The sequence below is a fragment of the Altererythrobacter litoralis genome, from assembly GCF_036324225.1.
Lineage (GTDB): Bacteria > Pseudomonadota > Alphaproteobacteria > Sphingomonadales > Sphingomonadaceae > Erythrobacter > Erythrobacter litoralis_A.
This window is the reverse complement of the sequence record NZ_JAZDQV010000001.1, coordinates 90,264-109,066: the sequence shown is the minus strand read 5'-3', so window position 1 is coordinate 109,066 and position 18,803 is coordinate 90,264. Positions and strand designations below refer to the sequence as shown.

At 63.5% G+C, this 18,803-nt stretch carries 14 protein-coding genes and 1 tRNA gene; 11 read left to right on the top strand and 4 right to left on the bottom strand.

Annotated elements, in window-relative coordinates:
• The first annotated feature begins 16 nt into the window (after positions 1-16).
• The 4 genes from VRS74_RS00535 to VRS74_RS00520 all read left to right on the top strand — a co-directional run bounded on the left by VRS74_RS00535 (position 17) and on the right by VRS74_RS00520 (position 4,536).
• On the top strand, positions 17-784 hold the full coding sequence (locus VRS74_RS00535) for a pseudouridine synthase (protein WP_354143281.1): 768 nt from the start codon (positions 17-19) through the stop codon (positions 782-784).
• Positions 781-1,326, top strand: a complete 546-nt coding sequence (gene rsmD, locus VRS74_RS00530; protein ID WP_354143280.1) for a 16S rRNA (guanine(966)-N(2))-methyltransferase RsmD — start codon at positions 781-783, stop codon at positions 1,324-1,326. Before VRS74_RS00535 ends, rsmD begins: the two co-directional genes overlap by 4 nt.
• 44 nt (positions 1,327-1,370) lie before the next feature.
• Positions 1,371-3,680 carry an ATP-dependent helicase gene (locus VRS74_RS00525; protein ID WP_354143279.1) on the top strand — a complete coding sequence of 770 codons (2,310 nt, stop codon included), beginning with the start codon at positions 1,371-1,373 and terminating at the stop codon, positions 3,678-3,680.
• Positions 3,681-4,104: 424 nt separating this feature from the next.
• Positions 4,105-4,536: a hypothetical protein gene (locus tag VRS74_RS00520; protein WP_354143278.1), complete on the top strand. Its 432-nt coding sequence runs from the start codon at positions 4,105-4,107 to the stop codon at positions 4,534-4,536.
• 141 nt (positions 4,537-4,677) lie between these two features.
• Here VRS74_RS00520 and VRS74_RS00515 read toward each other — a convergent pair whose 3' ends face one another.
• Both VRS74_RS00515 and VRS74_RS00510 read right to left on the bottom strand, forming a co-directional pair.
• The gene (locus tag VRS74_RS00515) at positions 4,678-6,051 is read right to left on the bottom strand and encodes a DEAD/DEAH box helicase (protein WP_354143277.1); all 1,374 of its coding nucleotides are present in this window, start codon (positions 6,049-6,051) and stop codon (positions 4,678-4,680) included.
• Positions 6,052-6,203: 152 nt separating this feature from the next.
• Entirely contained in the window at positions 6,204-6,737 is a 534-nt protein-coding gene (locus VRS74_RS00510; protein ID WP_354143276.1) for a hypothetical protein, read from the bottom strand.
• 157 nt (positions 6,738-6,894) lie between these two features.
• Here VRS74_RS00510 and VRS74_RS00505 point away from each other — a divergent pair, with 157 nt between their 5' ends.
• Both VRS74_RS00505 and VRS74_RS00500 read left to right on the top strand, forming a co-directional pair.
• On the top strand, positions 6,895-8,343 hold the full coding sequence (locus tag VRS74_RS00505; protein WP_354143275.1) for an FAD-binding oxidoreductase: 1,449 nt from the start codon (positions 6,895-6,897) through the stop codon (positions 8,341-8,343).
• Positions 8,344-8,420: 77 nt separating this feature from the next.
• Positions 8,421-9,197: a SapC family protein gene (locus VRS74_RS00500; protein WP_354143274.1), complete on the top strand. Its 777-nt coding sequence runs from the start codon at positions 8,421-8,423 to the stop codon at positions 9,195-9,197.
• Between the two features lie 202 nt (positions 9,198-9,399).
• On the opposite strand, the gene VRS74_RS00495 is transcribed toward VRS74_RS00500, so the two are convergent.
• A complete protein-coding gene (locus VRS74_RS00495) occupies positions 9,400-10,350 on the bottom strand; it encodes an N-formylglutamate amidohydrolase (protein ID WP_354143273.1) in 951 nt (316 codons plus the stop codon).
• 136 nt (positions 10,351-10,486) lie between these two features.
• Here VRS74_RS00495 and cpdR point away from each other — a divergent pair, with 136 nt between their 5' ends.
• From cpdR to VRS74_RS00470, 5 genes are all read left to right on the top strand, one after another.
• Positions 10,487-10,876, top strand: coding sequence for a cell cycle two-component system response regulator CpdR (gene cpdR, locus VRS74_RS00490; protein ID WP_354143272.1), 390 nt, complete (start codon positions 10,487-10,489; stop codon positions 10,874-10,876).
• Between the two features lie 84 nt (positions 10,877-10,960).
• A tRNA-Val gene (locus VRS74_RS00485) sits at positions 10,961-11,035 on the top strand.
• Positions 11,036-11,344: 309 nt separating this feature from the next.
• Positions 11,345-12,568, top strand: a complete 1,224-nt coding sequence (locus VRS74_RS00480) for an NADP-dependent isocitrate dehydrogenase (RefSeq protein WP_354143271.1) — start codon at positions 11,345-11,347, stop codon at positions 12,566-12,568.
• Positions 12,569-12,659: 91 nt separating this feature from the next.
• Entirely contained in the window at positions 12,660-14,300 is a 1,641-nt protein-coding gene (locus VRS74_RS00475; RefSeq protein ID WP_354143270.1) for a GNAT family N-acetyltransferase, read from the top strand.
• A 47-nt stretch (positions 14,301-14,347) separates the two neighbouring features.
• Complete coding sequence (locus VRS74_RS00470; protein ID WP_354143269.1) at positions 14,348-16,111, top strand: cation:proton antiporter domain-containing protein; 1,764 nt, start codon at positions 14,348-14,350, stop codon at positions 16,109-16,111.
• A 9-nt stretch (positions 16,112-16,120) separates the two neighbouring features.
• Here the strand turns inward: VRS74_RS00470 and alaS are convergent, their stop codons facing one another.
• Positions 16,121-18,787 carry an alanine--tRNA ligase gene (gene alaS, locus VRS74_RS00465; protein WP_354143268.1) on the bottom strand — a complete coding sequence of 889 codons (2,667 nt, stop codon included), beginning with the start codon at positions 18,785-18,787 and terminating at the stop codon, positions 16,121-16,123.
• Positions 18,788-18,803 lie beyond the last annotated feature (16 nt).

Sequence of the window (18,803 nt, the reverse complement as noted above, 5' to 3'; positions counted from 1 at the left end):
GCCTACTCGGCATGGCATGAGTTCCGAACCGCGCCCCGAGGGCGAACGCATTGCCAAACTGCTCGCGCGCGCAGGAATCGCCAGTCGGCGTGAAGTCGAGCGCATGATCGCAGCTCGCCGCATCGCGATCGGCGGGCTGATCGTGGAAACCCCCGCGACGATCCTGAAGGATCTCACCGGTGTCACGGTCGACGGCAATCCTGTCGCAAAGCCCGAACCCACGCGACTTTATGCTTTCAACAAGCCGACCGGGCTGATCACCGCCGAAAGCGACCCCAAGGGGCGCCCCACGATCTACACCGCGCTGCGCAATGCGCTTCCCAAGAAGACGCCGCGGCTGATGCCGATCGGGCGGCTCGACCTCAATACCGAAGGCCTGCTGCTGCTGACCAATGACGGCGAGCTCAAGCGCCAGATGGAGCTGCCTTCCAGCGGCATCCCGCGCACCTATCGCGCGCGGACCTTCGGCGACATCACGCAGGAGCAGCTCGAAGATTTGATCGACGGGATCACTATCGACGGCATCCACTACGGCAGCATCGACGCCAATCTGGAACGGCGCACCGGCCGCAACCAGTGGATCGAAGTGACCATCACCGAAGGCAAGAACCGCGAAGTGCGGCGCGTGCTCGAACATCTCGGCCTGCAGGTCAGCCGCCTGATCCGCACAGCCTATGGCCCGTTCGAACTCGAAGACCTGCCCCGCGGCATGGCGCGCGAGATCCGCACCGACGAGTTGGGGCGCTTCCGTAGCTGGCTCAAACGAGCAGGCGGCAATCATTGAGGATCATCGCGGGCGACTGGCGCGGGCGCAAGCTGTCCGCGCCAAAGGGGGACGCCACTCGTCCAACGGGTGATCGCACGCGCGAAACGCTGTTCAGCATGCTCGCGAGCCGCCTTGGCACTTTCGAGGGGCTCAAGGTTGCGGACCTTTTCGCCGGCTCGGGTGCTTTGGGGCTCGAAGCACTGTCGCGCGGTGCGGCGCATTGCCTCTTCGTCGAGCAGGACAAAGCCGCAATCGATGCCATCCGCGCCAATATCCAGACGCTTGGCGCACGCGAACGCAGCGCGGTTCAGCACGGTTCGGTCCTGTCGCTCGGCCCTGCGAAGGAACCATACGACCTGATCCTGCTAGACCCGCCCTATGACACCGGCGCCGGGGCGGTGGCGCTCGACCGGATGCTGCGGCTCGGCTGGATCGGCCCGGCCAGTTGGATCGCGGTCGAGACGGGCGCGAAGGAAACAGTCGAAGTCAAAGGCCTGTCGCTCGATGCCGAGCGCAAGGTCGGCAAGGCGAAGCTTACACTGTTAACCCGCGTCGACTGAGCCTTGCGGGGGACGCCAACGTTCTCTATCCGTTCACTACGTCCATGCCCGATCCGAACACCCTCCCCGCCCCTGCCGGCGATGCTTCCGTCCCGTCCTATGCAGCGCGGCTGAACCCGCCGCAGCGCGAAGCTGTGCTGGCCACCGAAGGACCGGTGCTGATGCTGGCTGGCGCGGGTACCGGCAAGACAGCTGCGCTCACCGCCCGCCTCGCGCATCTTGTGGCGACCGGGCGTGCGTGGCCCAGCCAGATTCTCTGCGTAACCTTCACCAATCGCGCCGCGCGCGAAATGCGCGAGCGGGTCGCCGGGCATCTGGGCGATATGGCCGAGGGCATGCAGTGGCTCGGCACTTTCCATTCGATCTGCGCCAAGATGCTGCGCCGCCATGCCGAGCTGGTGGGGCTGCAGCAGAATTACACGATCATCGATACTGACGACCAGTTGCGCCTGCTCAAGCAGCTGATCACCGAAAACGACCTCGACGAGAAGCGCTGGCCCGCGCGCCAGCTTGCCGGGTTGATCGACCGCTGGAAGAACCGCGGGCTCAACCCGGAAGATCTCGATGCGGCCGAGAACGAATCCTATGCCAATGGCCGCGGCCAGCAATTCTACCGGCTGTACCAAGAGCGGCTGAAGGCATTGAACGCCTGCGACTTCGGCGACCTGATGCTGCACATGCTCAACATCTTCCGGCGCCACCGCGAGGTGCTGGAGGATTACCAGCGCCGCTTCAAATACATCCTGGTCGACGAATACCAGGACACCAACGCCGTGCAGTATCTGTGGCTGCGGTTGCTGGCGCAGGCGCACAAGAACATCTGCGTAGTGGGCGATGACGACCAGTCGATCTATTCGTGGCGCGGGGCGGAAGTCGCCAACATCCTCAAGTTCGAGAAGGACTTCCCCGGCGCGAAAGTGGTGAAGCTGGAGCAGAACTATCGCTCCACCCCGCATATCCTTGGCGCGGCTTCAGGGCTGATCCGCGCAAATAGCGAGCGGCACGAGAAAACGCTGTGGACCGAAGTGAACCATGGCGAGAAGGTGCGGGTGATCGGCGTGTGGGACGGGCCGGAGGAAGCGCGCCGGGTGGGCGAGGAGATCGAGCGGCTCGAACGCGAAGGCGCCCGGCTGGACCAGGTCGCCATACTGGTGCGCGCGCAATACCAGACGCGCGAGTTCGAGGACCGCTTCATCCAGATCGGCCTGGGCTATCGCATCGTCGGCGGTTTCCGTTTCTACGAGCGCGCCGAAATCCGCGATGCGCTCGCTTATCTGCGGGTGATCGCCCAGCCGCAGGACGATCTGGCCTTCGAACGTATCTACAACCAGCCCAAGCGCGGGCTCGGCGCGAAGACGCTCGAAAAGATGCACCTGCACGCGCGCCGCACCGGCATGCCGCTGGCCGCTGCATCGTTGCAACTTGCCGATAGCGACGAATTGCCCGCGCGCGCCGCGGCCACGATCGGCGCACTGCTGCGCCAGTTCCTCCACTGGCGCGAGCAGGCCGAGCAGGTAACTCCGGCTGACCTGTTGCGCATGGTGCTCGACGAAACCGGCTATAGCGAGATGCTCCAGAAAGAGCGCACCGCAGAGGCCGCCGGGCGGCTCGAAAACCTGTCCGAACTCGCGCGCGCGATGGAGGAATACGAAACGCTTGGCGATTTCCTCGAGCATGTCAGCCTCGTGATGGACAATGACGCGGCCGACGATGGCGAGAAGGTCACCATCATGACCATGCATGCCGCCAAGGGGCTCGAGTTCGACCATGTCTTCCTGCCCGGCTGGGAAGAAGGCGTGTTCCCCTCGCAGCGCGCGCTCGACGAAGGCGGGCTCGCCAGCCTCGAAGAGGAACGCCGCCTCGCCTATGTCGCGATCACGCGCGCACGGCGGCGCTGCACGATCCTCCACGCCGCCAATCGCCGCATCTACGGCCAATGGACCAGCAGCATTCCCAGCCGCTTCATCGAGGAGCTGCCGGCCGAACATATCGACCAGCACACCACGCTGACCGGCGGCGCTTCGCTGTGGCGCGCCAACTGGACCGAGAGCGAGGACCCCTTCGCGCATGTCAGCCGCGACCGGCCCGAGCGATCCTCGCACCGCGGCCCCGGCTGGCAACGCGCGCTTTCGACCGGATACGAGACCAAGCAAGTGCGGGTCCGCGAGAACACTCGAAGCGCGGCCAGCTTCGCCGCCAAGCCGCGCAGCGACATCGTCATCGGCGCGCGCGTGTTCCACGAGAAGTTCGGCTATGGCACGGTAACGGACCAGGAAGGCAACAAGCTGGAGATCGAATTCGAGCATTCGGGCACGAAGCGGGTGATCGACAGCTTCGTGAGCCTGGCGGACTGACTGGCGCAAGCTTCAGGTAGCGATTCAGGATTCGTCGTTCCCGCGCGCCGGGTCCCCGGCCCATGCGACACATGCGACACTGTCTTAAAGGAAAAATTTCTCCTCCCGCATTTGGGCGCAAAGGGTGGTTCCTGGGTGATGCGACGATGACAAAGAGCCCCGTGCTCTTGCCAGAACGCAGCCATGTAGGAAAATCCGAATGGCTAGAATGACCCAGAACTCGTCATTCCTGCAGTTGCGAAGCACAGCCGGAGGCTGAACGCGGGAATCCACGGAGAGTCGGCGCCAGTTTGCTTCTGGATTCCCGCGTTCGCGGGAATGACGGTGGGAGAGGTTTCTCATAGATGTCTGCTAACGACCCAATTGCAGACATTGCGACCAAACAGCTAGTCTGCTGGCTTCATGAGAATTTGGAGGGTGTTTGATGGAATTTCCGAAGGGGTCGCTCAATCTCTATATTACAAATCTTGGCGAACCATCAGAGAATGCACTTCGGATAGTGGTGGCAGAGGGACTGCTTGGGGAATCCACCGCCATAGAGTTTGCGGGTCACGACCTGGGTGAAGGGCGACCGATAGAAATTACAGATGCCTCCCGCCACTTCGAAATTTGGTGGGACAGCTATGTGGCCTACGCGGTTAGAGATGAAAGCTATTGGAAGGAAGAGAAGGGCGAACCGCCCTTAGGCGACCACCTTGACAGACGGTATGGCACCGCCTTTCAACGCTACGTCTCTGAGACAACCTTCGCAGATGACGAATACCCTGGCCCACTAGAGCACTGGTGCCTGACAACCCTAAATCACATTGTCGATGTGATTAGCGTCGGCCCTCCCAGAGTAATCCAGCGGAGCTAGCGTCCGCTTTCCACCCAAACGCAGACAAATTGCCAGCCACCACGCAGGCACCCTGGCCTCCGCGCGTTCGGCTTATCGGTAGTCTTCGAGGCGCTTGGGATCGGCGCGCGCACCAGCCCCTAAGCAGGCCGACAGCGCGCCTTAGCCTACTCCGATTTCGAGGAAGCTCGGCTTCGGGCCGTTCCATTCGCCTGCGGGGATCGGCTCGTCGTCCTCGTCGCGCTGGCGACGCGGGCGTTCTGCGCGTTCGGGCTTCGCTTCCCGCTCGCGGCGCGGCTTCCTGGGGCGCTCTTCGCGCGGTGCCTCGTCGCGACGGCGCGACTGCCGTTCCGGCTTCGCTTCCGGCTGCGGTTCGGGCTTCGCCTCTTCGGCAGGCTTTTCGACCAGCTCGACCCGCACGTCCTTCTTCCCGAACACGGGAACTTCGGCCTTGGTCAGCTTCTCGATATTGGCGATCGCTTCGGCATCGTCTTCGCCCACCAAAGTGAAGGCGCGGCCCTTCGCCCCGGCGCGGCCGGTGCGGCCGATGCGGTGGACGTAATCGTCCGGATGCCACGGCGTGTCGAAGTTGAAGACGTGGCTCACGCCCTTGATGTCGAGCCCGCGAGCGGCGACATCGGATGCCACCAGGATGTTGATCTCACCCTTCTTGAACCGGTCGAGTTCCTTGAGGCGCGAATTCTGGTCCATGTCGCCATGGATTTCGCCGCTGGCGAAGCCGTGCCGCTGCAGGCTCTGGTTGAGCTCGCGCACGGTCGTCTTGCGGTTGGCGAAGATAATCGCAGTCTCGACCAAATCGTGCTGCAGCAGCCAGCGCAGCGTTTCACGCTTCTGGCGGTTCCTGACCGGAATCTTGAAAGCGGTGATGTTCTCATTGGTGCTCGCCGCGCGGGTCACCTCGATCCGCTTGGGATTGCTGAGGAACTTCTTCGACAGCTTCTCGATCGGCGGCGGCATGGTGGCGCTGAACAGCAGCGTCTGGCGCGTTTCGGGCAGCTTCGAGCAGATGAATTCGATGTCGGGGATGAAGCCCATGTCGAGCATGCGGTCGGCTTCGTCGATCACCAGCAATTCGCAGCCATTGAGCAGGATCTTGCCGCGTTCGAACAGGTCCATCAGCCGCCCGGGAGTGGCGATCAGCACGTCGACCCCTTCGTCGAGGGCCTTGACCTGGTCGCCCATCTGCACGCCGCCGATCAGCAGCGCCATCTTGAGGTCGTGGTTCTTTCCGTATTTCTCGAAATTCTCGGCCACTTGTGCCGCGAGTTCGCGCGTCGGCTCGAGGATGAGCGAGCGCGGCATCAGCGCGCGGCGCCGGCCGTTGGCCAGCACGTCGATCATCGGCAGCACAAAGCTTGCGGTTTTCCCCGTGCCGGTCTGGGCGATGCCGATGATGTCTTTCATCATCAATACGGCGGGGATGGCCTCTGCCTGGATCGGCGTAGGCTCGCTATAGCCCGAGGTTTCGACGGCCTTGAGCAATTCGGGGGACAGGCCGAGATCGGCGAAAGTCATGCGTGGTTCGGTTTCCGGGTAATGGGCGCCTTGGGGCGCCGGTCATTGTGCAACCGCGAAGAAACTCCACAGCCCACGTCGCGCCCTTTGCCGAAAACCCTCTCAAAGTCAAGAAAACGCCGTCTGCGCGCACGCGTGGCGAGCCTGTGCGATCACTCGTAAACCGGCACCAGTTCGCGCAGCCGGTTGAGTTCGCAATTCGCCCCTGCCCGCGACTGCAGCTTGTCGCGGTCAATGCAGAGCTTCCCGTCGCGGTTCCGCTCGAGGTAGAAGCCCGAGTAGAAGTCCTTCGACCGGCAGGATTTTTCGAGCCGTGCGCTCACCATCCGGCGGTCGCGCATGAACAGCACCAACCGGTCCCCGCTGCCCGTCTGCACACCGGCGATCTCGTCGATCGACACGCATTTGCCGATCTTGCGCTCTTCATAGCGTGTGGGGCGCTGCACCTCGGCGAATTCGGCCATCAAATTCTGCCGCTCGGCCGCGCTGCGTGGCGCAATCCTGACCGTAACCCGGCGTTCGATCCGAACCTGGTAGGAAATCTGCGGAGGAAGCGGCGCCGACGCATCGAGCAATTCGCGAAAGGTGCTGCCCGGCGCTTGCGGCTCAACCGGAACGTCCGCCGGGGGCGCACCAAGTGGCAGCAAGAGCGCAAAGGGCGCAAGATAGGCAAATATGCTGGGCATGTCGTATCGATCGTGCCGACATTGCCGGCAAACTTCCCTGACCCCTTTGTCACCTCGTCATGCCGCTCTAGCATGGCGGCTTGAACGGAGGCTTAATCCGTTTTGCTATCTGCGCAAGCGCTGGCCATGCCCCACGCCGCTGTGGCATAGGCGCGGCATGTCATCGCTTTCCGATTTTGCACGCCGCGCCACCGAACTGCTTGGACCTCGCGGGTTTACCTGCGATCCCGACCTGCTCGAACCGTGGCTGACCGACTGGCGCGGACGCTATCACGGGCAGGCGCTGGGCCTTGCTTCGCCTTCAACACGCGAGGAAGTAGCCGCCTTCGTGAAGCTTTGTTCCGAATTCAACGTGCCGATCGTGCCGCAAGGCGGGAACAGCGGAATGTCGGGCGGCGCCACGCCCGATGAAAGCGGCAAATCGGTGCTGCTGTCGCTGAGGCGCATGGACCGGATCCGCAGCCTGAACCCTGCTTCGCGGCAAGCCGTTTGCGAAGCCGGGGTGATCCTGCAGACGCTGCATGAAGCGGCGGAGGAGCACGGCCTGCGCTTCCCGCTGACACTTGGCGGCAAGGGTTCCGCGACCATCGGCGGCCTCGTTTCCACCAATGCCGGGGGCACGCAGGTGCTACGCCACGGCACCATGCGTGCGCAGGTGCTGGGCATCGAGGCGGTGCTGGCCGACGGACAGATCTTCGATAGCCTTACCGCGCTGAAGAAAGACAATCGCGGTTTCGACCTCAAGCAATTGCTGATCGGATCGGAAGGCACGCTGGGGATCGTGACCGCGGCCAATTTGCGGCTGCTTCCAGCGATCGGCGATCGCGTGGTCGCATGGTGCGGCGTTGCTTCGATCGGCGATGCGCGGAAGCTGCTGCTGCATTTCGAGCAGGCGCTGCCCGACGAGCTCGAAGGCTTCGAAGTGGTCCCCGAGCATTGCCTCGACGCGGTGCTGGCGCATCTGCCCGGTTCGCGCGCGCCGCTGGCCGAACGCTATCAATGGCACGCGCTGGTCGAACTCGCGACCACGCCCGCAGACGCGGCTGCGCTGCGCGACAAGGCCGAGGCGGCGCTGGCCGAAGCGATGGAAGCGGGCATATTGCTCGACGCGACTATCGCCGCCAACGAGACGCAGGCCGACCAGTTCTGGCAGCTGCGCGATTCGATCGCTCCGGCTGAGCGCGCGATCGGGCCCGCGATTCAGCACGATATCTCCGTGCCGGTCGAACGCATGCCCGATTTCATCGAAGCGGCGATCCCCGAAGTCGAGGCGCGCTTCCCCGGTGTTACCGGCGTCGCCTTCGGCCACCTTGGCGATGGCAATGTCCATTTCCACGTGCTCGCGCCAGCTGGAGCGGCGCGCGGCGAATGGGAAGAAAGCCAAGGCAAGGCGGTCAGCCGCCACGTGCATGACCTTGTGGCCGAATGGGGCGGCTCGATCAGCGCGGAACACGGCATCGGCCAGATGAAGCGCGACGAACTGGGCCGCTTGGGCGACCCGGTGGCGCTGTCGCTGATGCGCAGCGTGAAGCACGCGCTCGACCCAAAGGGGCTGCTCAACCCGGGCAAACTCGTCCCGCTTGCCTCGCAAGCCGCTAGCGCCTAAAGCGCCTTCGTCCGGCCCGCTGGCTGTCCAGCGCGGCCGTTTTTTGAGTTTATAGCCACCTATTTCGGAGAGTTTCCATGGCAAGCGCGCCGCAGCCCCGTCTGCCCCTGTTTTTCAACGATTTGATGCCGCTCAACAGCCGCGATCACAAGAACTGGAAGAGCACACAGTTCACCAATCTCGACTTCCTCGGCAAGACGCACGCCGTCCCCGTGACCGTGGACGAATTCGTCGACGCGCAGCGCCATTTCCCGATCGTTTTCAGCTCGGGCGACAACCCCGTTCCGCTGGCGCTGATGGGCCTCAACGAAGGCGTGAACAGCTTCGTCAATGACGAAGGCATGGTCACCGAAAACGTCTATATGCCGGCCTATGTCCGCCGCTATCCCTTCATGCTCGCCAGGCTGAACCCCGACAGCGACGAACTGTCGCTCTGCTTCGACCCGAGCGCGGGCGTGATCGGCGATTTCGCGGAAGGCAACGCGCTGTTCGAAGGCGAAGGCGAACCCAGTGAGTTCACCAAGAACGTTCTCGATTTCTGCCAGAAGTTCGAGGAATCGGGCGCACGCACCAAGGCGTTCATGGATGAAGTGATCGCGCTCGACCTGCTGATGGAAGGCGAAATCGCCATCACCATGCAGGACAACCCCGACAAGCCCTTCATCTACCGCGGCTTCAAGATGGTCGATGAGAACAAGCTGCGCGAATTGCCGATTGAATCGGTCGAAGGACTCCACCGCAGCGGCATGATGATGCTGCTGCACGCGCACCTGTTCTCGATGAACCTCATGCGCGTGATTTTCGGGCGCCAGTCGCAGCAAGGCAAGGTCCCGGCACAGCAGGCGGAAGCCTGAGCAGACAGGTCGGCGAACCCGGAAATTCGCCGCGAAAGGCGGGGGGCTTGAATTGGCCCCCGCCAACACTTAGATTTCAGATGTTCGGGCACGGTTTCCCTCATAGCCTGCCCGGATGTTACGTCCCTGCGGGGGCGTATCCTCCCTGAACCTTGGCCACCTCGTGCGTTACGTACGAGGTGGTTTTTTATGGTTCGGGACGCTATTCGGCGGCCTGCCTGAACGATGCCTCGCCCGCCATCCGCGCAACCGCAGCACCCAATTCGCGAACGAATCCGGCGATTAGCCGCGCGAGTGGCACAATCCGCGCAGTCGGCTCCACCAATTGCGCATCGAGATAGGTCGACCGGCAAACTTCGAGCTGAACCGCATGCAGCCCATTCGCAGGCGCGCCATGCGTATCGAGCACGAAACCCCCGGCATAGGGTCGATTGTGAGCGACCACCCTGCCCTTCGCTTCGAAATATCGATAACCGTGGCTCACCAATCCCGCATCGCATGACGTGCCGAACCGGTCACCCAGCACGAAATGCGGTGGCTCGGGCTGGCCGGGCGAGCGGCGCAATGGCGGCATCGAATGCATGTCGACCAGCAAGGCCGCGCCCCATTCATCGCGAATGCGGGCCAACTCGCGCGCGGTCGCAGCATGATAGGGCCGATGGATACCCTCGATCCGCTGCTCCAGCTCCTCGCGGCCGATCTGGCCGCGCCAGATCTCTCCGAAGCCTGCCAGGCGGCGCGGGATCAGGCCCAGCCCGCTTCGCGCTCGCCTGTTCGCCTGCGAATGACGGACCGGATGCGGCCGCTGGCCCGCGATCATGTCCCAGTCGATATCGTCGCGCGCGCGATTGAGATCGAGCATGGCACGCGGCGCATGGGCGACGATCAGCGCTGCACCCGTCTGCCGCGCCACTTCCTGCGCGACCAGGTCGATCATCCGGTCTTCCAGCCTCAGGCAGGCGTAGTCTGCGTCGCGCATCTCGGCCAGCAGCGCGGAGGGATAATCGCGTCCGGCATGCGGCACGGTGATCAGGACCGGTATGGGCGAAGATGCGGGCGATAGCAGGGTAAAGGCCGGCCGCTGCTCGAGCCCGGCGATGAAACCGCCGCTCTCTGACCGCATGTTCGGTGATTCGTGCCCCTCTGGCGCCATGGCTCCAGTGCTGCCCTTTCGCGCCGCGCCTGTCAAAGCGATCCCGCCAGAAAGGAATGCTCCACCGACTGTCTCAATTCCGGGCACCCCCGCCGACGGGTAAGATTTCTTAAGCGGTGACCGGTATGACGCCCGTATGACTGTTGCATCCACCTTGCGGATTCTCCTGGCCGAAGACGAGGAAGCCATGCGCACCTATCTGGAGCGCGCCCTCACCAATGCCGGCTATGAAGTGGTCGCGGTAGAACGCGGCACGGCGGCCGTGCCCTTACTGGAAGAACAGCATTTCGACCTGCTCCTGTCCGACATCGTCATGCCGGAAATGGACGGGATCGAACTGGCGCAGCGTTGCGCCGAACTTTCTCCGCGCACCAAAGTGATGTTCATCACCGGGTTTGCGGCGGTTTCGCTCAAGGCCAGCCGCGAGCAGCCGCACGCCCGCGTGCTGTCCAAGCCCTTCCATTTGCGTGACCTCGTGCTCGAAGTAGAGCGCATGTTCGAAGATCAACGCGAAGCTTCGCTCTGAATTTGGGCCGAATCGCTTGATTGGCGGCAAGGCTCAAGCTAAAGGGCCGCCTCCGCCGCCCACAAAGCGGCGTTTCGATGGTGCGGGCGTATAGCTCAGTGGTAGAGCACTATGTTGACATCGTAGGGGTCGGAAGTTCAATCCTTCCTACGCCCACCATCGGACTTTCCTTGACTCTCAGACATTCGGCGCGGCCCATCCGGGCCGCTTGGCCTTCGCGGCAAGAGCTGCGGCGCGCTGTCGCGCTCGCGCACTGCTGACGGCAGTCCGTTTCCCCCAAGCCCCGCCAAGCGGACCGCAAGGCCGACCGGCCGCCCGCAGCGAAGCGACCGCCAGGTCGCGTGAGCGAGGAAATCGCACGTCGGATGGCGTGCGCAAACACAAACGCCCCCTGACTTGCACCCGCGCGCCCCTCTGCTAAAGCGCCCGCATATTTCCATTCCCCAATTTTCAGCGAACAGGGACATCATGCAGAAAATCCAGGTCAAGAACCCGGTCGTCGAACTCGACGGCGACGAAATGACGAGAATTATCTGGCAGTGGATCCGCGAGCAGCTGATCCTGCCTTACCTCGATGTCGACCTGAAATATTACGACCTCTCGATCGAGCACCGTGACGAGACGGACGACCAGGTTACGGTCGATGCCGCCAATGCCATCAAGCAGTATGGCGTGGGCGTGAAGTGCGCCACGATCACTCCGGACGAAGCGCGCGTCGAGGAATTCCACCTCAAGAAGATGTGGAAGAGCCCCAACGGCACGATCCGCAACATCCTGGGCGGCGTCGTGTTCCGCGAACCGATCGTGATCGAGAACGTGCCGCGGCTCGTGCCGGGCTGGACCGATCCGATCGTGGTCGGCCGCCATGCCTTTGGCGACCAGTATCGCGCCACCGACACGCTGATCCCCGGCCCGGGCAAGCTGCGGCTGGTGTTCGATGGCGAAGACGGCACCAAGCTCGACCTCGACGTGTTCGATTTCCCGAGCGCGGGCGTCGCCATGGCGATGTACAATCTCGACGATTCGATCCGCGACTTCGCACGTGCCAGCTTCAACTATGGCCTGAACCTCGGTTGGCCGGTCTACCTCTCGACCAAGAACACCATCCTCAAGGCCTATGACGGCCGCTTCAAGGACCTGTTCCAGGAAGTGTTCGACAACGAAGGCTTCGCCGAGAAGTTCAAGGAAAAGGGCATCGTCTACGAACACCGCCTGATCGATGACATGGTCGCTTCGGCGCTGAAGTGGAACGGCAAGTTCGTTTGGGCCTGCAAGAACTACGACGGCGACGTGCAGTCGGACACGGTGGCGCAGGGCTTCGGCTCGCTCGGCCTGATGACTTCGGTGCTGATGACGCCCGACGGCAAGACCGTCGAAGCCGAAGCCGCCCACGGCACAGTCACGCGCCACTATCGCCAGCACCAGCAGGGCAAGGCGACCAGCACCAACCCGATCGCTTCGATTTTCGCCTGGACCCGCGGCCTGATGTATCGCGGCAAGTTCGACGGCACGCCCGACGTGGTGCGCTTCGCCGAAACGCTCGAACGCGTCTGCATCGAAACGGTCGAAAAGGGCCAGATGACCAAGGACCTGGCGCTGCTGATCGGCCCCGAACAGAACTGGCTCACCACCGAGCAGTTCTTCGAGGCGATCGTGCAGAACCTCGAAAAGGAAATGGCCAGCTGGGCCTGACCCGGAACTGCCCTGCAGGGCTTGCGTAAGTAAAGGGCGGGCCATCGATGCGATGGGCCGCCCTTTTCGTTTCCGAGGAGGAATTGACGCAATGACCGAAACCCGCCGAAAGGCCCGGCTCGAAGTCCGCCAGGCAAAGCCCAAGGATGTCCGTGCGATCGCCGACCTCGTGCGGCGCGCCTATGACGATCTGCCCGCCTACACGCATGGCGAGATCCGCGGGCAGCTGAACAACTATCCCGACGGCTGTTTCATTGCGAAGCTCGATGGCAAACTGGTCGGATATTGCGCCTCGATCCGCTTGAGCCAGCAGCTCGCCCTGTCGGACCACAGTTGGGACGAAGTGACCGGCAACGGCTTCGGCAGCCGCCACAATCCCAAGGGCGAATGGCTCTACGGCTATGAAATGTGCGTCGATCCGAAGGTGCGCGGGACGCGGATCGGGCGGCGGCTTTACGAAGAGCGTCGCGCGCTGGCCGAGCGGCTCGACCTGAATGGAATTGTGTTCGGCGGCAGGATGCCCGGCTATGCCCGCGCGCTTCGCCGCAAAGTCAATCGGGCCGAGAACCCGCAGGACTATCTGCAGAAGGTAATCGACGGGAAGATCCACGATCCGGTGCTGCGCTTCCAGCTCGCCAACGGGTTCGAGCCGCAAGGGATCATTGCCAACTACCTGCCCGAAGACAAACCTTCGCTGGCGAATGCCGTGCGCATGGTGTGGCGCAATCCCTATGTCGACGGCGATGCACCGATCAAACACCGGCTTCCACGCGGCGTGGAAAGCGTGCGGATCGCGACGTGCCAGCTGCAATCGCGCGCCGTTTCGGGGTTTGACGAGTTCATCAAACAGATCGAATATTTCGTCGATGTTGCAGCCGATTACGAGGCAGATTTCATAGTCTTTCCCGAGCTGTTCACACTGATGCTGCTCAGCGCCGAACCCAAGGAATTGCCGCCCGCCGAAGCGATCGCGGCATTGAGCCGATACACGCCGCGCATCCGCACCGCGCTCAGCGAAATGGCGCTCAACTACAACATCAACATCATCGGCGGTTCGCACCCGACCCAGATGGACGATGGTGACATCCACAACGTCGCCTATGTCTGCCTGCGCGACGGATCGATCCACGCGCAGGAGAAGATCCACCCCACGCCCAACGAAGCCTATTGGTGGAACATCAAGGGCGGCGACAGCATCGACGCAATCCAGACCGATTGCGGGCCGATCGGGGTACTGATCTGCTACGATAGCGAATTTCCCGAACTCGCCCGCCGCCTGGTCGATGAAGGCGCAAGGATCATCTTCGTGCCCTTCTGCACTGACAGCCGACAGGGCTATATGCGGGTGCGCTATTGCTCGGCAGCGCGTGCGATCGAGAACCAGTGCTATGTCGTGCTGAGCGGCAATGTCGGAAACCTGCCCAACGTTGCGAACATCGACATCCAATATGCGCAGAGCTGCATCCTGACGCCTTGCGACTTCCCCTTCGCGCGAGACGGGATCGCTGCGGAAGCGAGCGAGAATGTGGAGACGCTGACGATCAGCGACGTCAATCTGGCGGATTTGAGCTGGGCGCGGGCCGAAGGCACCGTGCAGAACCTGGCCGACCGCCGCTTTGACTTGTACCGCATCGAATGGGACAAGCGGGTGGGCAAGATCAGCCCTTCGATTGGCGAAGACGGAGAGACTTCGGCCCCAATCACCGGCCCGCATGCGGGCCGCGGCGGATAAGTCCCCTAAACGGGTGACGAAGGCGGTTCGCTCGCTATAGAGGAGCCATGGCCGGAGAACTTGCCCCATCCCCCATGCTGTCCGATGCGCTGGTGATCCTCGGCGCTGCCGGGATCGTGATTCCGGTCTTCGCGCGCTTCCGCATCACTCCGATCATCGGCTTCATCCTGATCGGCATCGCCGTGGGGCCATACGGCCTCGGCAAGCTGGTGCCGCAAGTGCCGTGGCTGGAACACGTCACCATCACCAATGCCGAAGGGCTCAAACCCTTTGCCGAATTCGGGATCATCCTGCTGTTGTTCGCAATCGGGCTTGAGCTGAGCTTCAACCGATTGTGGCAATTGAGGAAACTCGTGTTCGGGCTGGGCGCGCTCGAGCTGCTGATCATCGGCTCGTCGCTGGCCGCATTCCTCGGATTCGTGAACGGGCAGGCCTGGACCGGGGCGATTGCGCTGGGCTTTGCGCTCGCCTTCTCCTCGACTGCAATCGTGCTGCCGATTTCGGGCACCAAGACACCGGTCGGACGCGCGGCGCTGTCGATGCTGCTGTTCGAGGACATCATGATCGTGCCGATCGTGTTCATCCTCGGCGCGCTGGCGCCGCATGCACAGGAAGGCGGGCTGGAAGGCCTGGTCGACACGCTGTGGCAAGGCGGGCTCGTCGTGCTGGCGCTACTCGTATTGGGCCGCCTCGCCCTGCCGCGCCTGTTCGCGCAGGCAGCACGGACCAAGAGCCCCGAACTGTTCCTCGCTGCGTCATTGCTGGTGGTGATCGGCGCGAGCCTGGCGACCGCCGCCACCGGCCTTTCGCCGATCGTCGGGGCGCTGATTGCGGGGCTGCTGATCGCCGAAACCGAATATCATGCCGAAGTCGAAACGATCATGGACCCTTTCAAGGGCCTCGCACTTGGCGTGTTCCTGATCACGGTCGGCATGAGCATCAACCTGCTGACGATCTGGGAAAACCTCGGTCCCATCATGCTCGCCGTGGTCGGTGTGCTGGTGTTCAAGGCCATTGTCACCGGGACCCTGCTGCGCCTGATGGGCGCGCGGCGCGGCACCTCCGCCGAAACCGGCGTACTGATGGCCAGCCCCAGCGAAACCACGCTGATCGTGCTCACGGCCGCGAGTTCGGCGCTGCTGATCGACGCCGAAACCGCGCAATTCTGGCAAATCGTCACGGCAATCGGCCTGACCGTCACGCCGCTGCTGGCCCGCCTTGGCCGCGCGCTGGGGCGGCGGGTCGAGCCTGTACCCGAACTGGTTGAGAGCGATGGCGACGAACCGCGCACCATTATTGTCGGCGCGGGGCGTGTCGGGCGGCTGGTGGCCGACATGCTGTCGCGGCACAACAAGCCCTATGTGGCGATCGACTCAGACTCCGACCTGATCGAGCGGGCCAAGCGCGAAGGCTATCGCGCGACATTCGGCGATGCCGCTCGCGGGGACGCGCTGTCGCGGCTGGGGATCGAGACGGCGCCGGCGGTGGTGCTGACCATGGACGAGCCGGTGCTGGCACAGCGGCTGGTCGCCAAGTTGCGCGCCGCCTATCCGGAACTGCTCATCGTGGCGCGCGCGCGCGATCCCGAACATGCCGCCGCACTCTATCGTGCGGGCGCAAGCCATGCCGTGCCCGAAACGCTTGAGGCGACGCTGCAGCTATCCGAAGCGGTGCTGGTAGACATCGGGGTTGCCATGGGCCCCGTTATCGCTTCGATCCACGAGAAGCGCGACGAGTTCCGCGTCCAGCTCGAACGAGATGGCGAGCTGGACTATCGCCCGAAACTGCGGACTACCACCAACGAAGCCTAGCTATGGGCGTCAGGCGCTGACCTTGGCCAGCGCATCCTTCACCGCAGCCAGCGCTTCGGCCGCCTTGCTGCCATCCGGCCCGCCGCCCTGCGCCATGTCGGGGCGGCCACCGCCGCCCTTGCCGCCAAGCGCTTCCACGCCAACGCGCACCAGCTCGACCGCATTGAAGCGGCTGGTCAGATCGTCGGTCACTGCCACTGCGAAGGCGGCCTTGCCATCGTTGACGGCAACCGCTGCCGCGATGCCGGAACCGAGCCGCTGCTTCACCTCGTCGAGCAAGGGGCGCAGGTCCTTGGGGTCGAGCCCTTCGAGCACCTGCCCGCTGAACTTAACGCCCGCAATGTCTTCGTCCGCGTTCTGTGCAGCACCGGCAGAGCCGCCACCGCCCAGGGCAAGCGCCTTCTTGGCATCGGCCAGTTCCTTCTCGAGCCGCTTGCGCTCCTCGAGCAGGGCCGCGAGCCGCGCCGGGACTTCCTCGGGCGTCGCGCGGATTTCGCTCGCTGCTGCCTTGAGCGCTTCTTCACGATCGACCAGCCAGCGCCGCGCTGCTTCGCCGGTGAGCGCTTCGATCCGGCGGACGCCAGAGCTGACTGCGCCTTCGGACACGATGCGGAAAATGCCGATATCGCCGGTCGCCTTCACATGGGTGCCGCCGCACAGTTCGACCGAATAGTTGCGCCCGCCATCGCCCTTGCGGCCCATCGAGAGCACGCGTACTTCGTCGCCATATTTCTCGCCGAACAGCGCCAGTGCACCCGCAGCGACGGCATCGTCCGGGCTCATCAACCGCGTGCCGACCGGCTCATTGGCGCGGATTTCGGCATTCACTTCGGCTTCGATCGCAGCAATCTCTTCCGCGGTCAGCGGCTTGGGATGCGAGAAGTCGAAGCGGAAACGGTCGTCTGCTACCAGCGAACCCTTCTGCGTCACATGTTCGCCCAGCGTGTTGCGCAGCGCGGCATGCACAAGGTGCGTCGCCGAGTGGTTGGCGCGGATGCGATCGCGTCGCGCGGTGTCGACCGCGAGATGCACCGTATCGCCCAAGGCGATCGCGCCCGCCATCACTTTCGCATGATGCGCATGCAACCGGCCAAGCGGCTTGGAGGTGTCGGTGACTTCAGCCTTGAGCCCGGCAGCGGTGGTTATGGTGCCGACATCGCCGGTCTGGCCGCCGCTTTCGCCATAAAAGGGCGTCTGGTTGGTCAGGATGATGACCTCGTCGCCCGCCTCGGCACGGTCGGTTTCGGCACCGTCCTTGACCAGCGCAACCACGCGCCCTTCCCCGTTGGTCGAGGCATAGCCGGTGAATTCGGTGGCGCCTTCGCGCTCGGCAATGTCGAACCAGACTTCGCCTGCGGCGGCATCGCCCGAACCCTTCCACGCAGCGCGCGCGGCGGCCTTTTGACGCGCCATGGCGACATCGAAGCCCGCGCGATCGACACCGATCCCACGTGATCGCAGCGCATCTTCGGTCAGGTCGTAGGGGAAGCCATAGGTGTCATAGAGCTTGAAGGCGGTCTCGCCGTCGAGTTCACCGCCCTCGCCCATCGTGCCGGTGGCTTCGTCGAGCAGGCGCAGGCCCTTTTCGAGCGTGCGGCGGAACTGGGTTTCCTCACGCTGCAGCACTTCCTGGATCAGCGCCTGGCCGCGCACGAGTTCCGGATAGGCCTGGCCCATCTCGGTCACCAGCGCGGGCACGAGCCGGTGCATCAGCGGTTCGCTCGCACCCAGCAAGTGCGCGTGGCGCATCGCGCGGCGCATGATCCGCCGCAGCACATAACCGCGCCCTTCGTTCGACGGCAGCACGCCATCGGCCATCAGGAAGCTCGTCGAACGCAAGTGATCGGCGATCACCCGGTGGCTCGCCTTGTGTTCGCCAGCGGCCTTCACTCCGGTAAGGTTCTCCGAAGCGGCGATCAGCGCCTTGAAAGTGTCGGTATCGTAATTGTCATGCACGCCCTGCATCACCGCAGCGATGCGTTCGAGCCCCATGCCGGTGTCGATCGAGGGCTTGGGCAGTTCCCCGACGATCTCGTCCGCCGCCTGTTCGAACTGCATGAACACCAGGTTCCAGATCTCGACGAAGCGGTCGCCATCCTCGTCCGGGCTGCCCGGAGGGCCGCCGAAAATGTGCTCGCCGTGATCGTAGAAGATTTCCGAACACGGTCCGCACGGACCGTCAGAACCCATCGCCCAGAAATTGTCCTTGGTCGGGATGCGAATGACACGCTCTTCGGGCAGGCCCGAAATCTTGCGCCAGAGGTCGAACGCCTCATCGTCCGTATGATAGACGGTGGCCGTAAGGCGATCAGACGAGATGCCCCAATCCTTCGTCAGCAGCGTCCATGCATGCAGGATCGCCTGCTCCTTGAAATAATCCCCGAAGGAGAAATTTCCGAGCATCTCGAAGAAGGTGTGGTGACGCGCGGTATAACCGACATTGTCGAGATCGTTATGCTTGCCCCCTGCGCGAACGCATTTCTGCGAGCTGGTGGCGCGCGGTGCAGGCGGCGTTTCGAGCCCGGTGAAGGCATTCTTGAACGGTACCATGCCCGCGTTGACGAACATCAACGTGGGATCGTTATACGGAACGAGCGGTGCGCTCGGGATCTCGGCATGGCCGGCGCCCGCGAAATAGTCGAGGAAGGACCGGCGGATATCGTTGGTCGACGTCATGCAAGCGCAGTTAGGG